Here is a 1,725-nt window from a genome sequence, read left to right as displayed (position 1 = left end):
TCAGTTCACGCTCGATGTGAGCGCTTTCCGACAGGTCCACCAGCTTGACCACTTCGATCAGCTTGTTCAGGTTTTTGGTGATCTGCTCGATCACTTCATCGTGGCCCACGGTGGTCAGCGTCAGACGCGACAGGGTCGGGTCTTCGGTCGGGGCCACGGTCAGGCTTTCGATGTTGTAGTTGCGCTGCGAGAACAGGCCGACTACGCGAGACAGAGCGCCGGGTTCGTTTTCCAGAAGCAGGGAAATAATGTGCCGCATGATTAAGTACGCTCCGTCTTGCTCAGCCACATATCGCGCATGGAGCCGTCTTTGATCTGCATCGGGTAGACGTGCTCGCTGGTGTCGACCGCAACATCGATGATCACCAAGCGATCCTTCATCGCAAACGCTTCGGCCATCTTCGACTTCAAATCTTTCGATTCGGTGATGCGTACACCAACGTGGCCGTAAGCTTCAGCCAGTTTGATGAAGTCGGGCAGCGATTCCATATAGGAGTGTGAGTGACGGCTGCCGTAGCTCATGTCCTGCCACTGGCGAACCATGCCCAGCACACCGTTGTTGAGGATGACGATCTTCACCGGCAAGCCGTATTGCAGGCAGGTCGACAGCTCCTGGATGTTCATCTGGATACTGCCTTCGCCGGTGACGCAGGCAACGTCGTCGTCCGGGAAGCTCAGTTTGATGCCCATCGCTGCTGGCAGGCCGAAGCCCATCGTGCCCAGACCACCGGAGTTGATCCAGCGGTTAGGCTTGTTGAACGTGTAGTACTGCGCAGCGAACATCTGGTGCTGACCGACGTCGGAGGTCACAAAGGCGTCGCCCTTGGTCACTTCGCAGAGGGTTTCGATCACGGTCTGCGGCTTGATCTTGCTGCCGTCACCCTTTTCATAAGGGAACAGGCCGCGATCGCCACGCCATTCATCGACCTGCTTCCACCAGCTGGCTACGGACTCTTTGTTCGGGGTCTCGCCGATTTCCTTGAGGATCGCGACCATTTCGGTCAGGACACTTTCGACCGGGCCAACGATTGGCACGTCGGCCTTGATGGTCTTGGAGATCGACGCCGGGTCGATGTCGATATGGATGATCTTGGCGTTCGGGCAGAACTTTGCCGGGCCGTTGATCACCCGATCGTCGAAGCGTGCGCCCACTGCGAGGATCACGTCGGCATGGTGCATTGCCAGGTTGGCGGTGTAGCTGCCGTGCATGCCGAGCATGCCGATGAACTGACGGTCAGTGCCTGGGAAGGCACCCAGGCCCATCAACGTGTTGGTTACCGGCAGGTTGAGCATTTTCGCCAGTTCGGTCAGTTGCGCGGAGCCATTGCCGAGAATCACGCCGCCGCCGGAGTACAGCACCGGGCGCTTGGCCGCCAACAACATTTCCGCTGCTTTGCGGATCTGCCCGGAGTGACCGCGAACGGCCGGGCTGTAGGAGCGCAGCTTGGCTTTTTTCGGAAAAACGTATTCGAACTTTTCGGCCGGGTTGGTCATGTCTTTCGGGATGTCGACAACGACCGGGCCCGGACGACCGGATTGCGCCAGGTAGAAGGCCTTCTTCATGACTTCCGGGATTTCCGAAGCGTGCTTGATCATGAAGCTGTGCTTCACGATCGGCCGGGAGATGCCGATCATGTCGGTTTCCTGGAACGCGTCGGTGCCGACCATGGTGCTTGGCACCTGACCGGAAATAATCACCATCGGAATCGAGTCCATATAGGCGGT

General features: G+C 58.3%; 2 protein-coding genes. Both read right to left on the bottom strand.

The genetic code is table 11. From position 1 onward, the window contains the following. Positions 1-259 (bottom strand): acetolactate synthase small subunit (gene ilvN, locus ACIGDJ_RS20940; protein ID WP_397504606.1); only part of this gene is annotated, 259 nt, incomplete at its 3' end. A gap of 2 nt (positions 260-261) precedes the next feature. After that, positions 262-1,725 (bottom strand): acetolactate synthase 3 large subunit (locus tag ACIGDJ_RS20935; protein WP_397504605.1); only part of this gene is annotated, 1,464 nt, incomplete at its 5' end.

Origin of the sequence: Pseudomonas sp. NPDC079367 (assembly GCF_044542195.1) — a bacterium.
Classification (GTDB): Bacteria; Pseudomonadota; Gammaproteobacteria; order Pseudomonadales; family Pseudomonadaceae; genus Aquipseudomonas.
The sequence above is the reverse complement of the archived record's forward strand: the minus strand, read 5'-3'. Positions and strand labels throughout refer to the sequence as shown.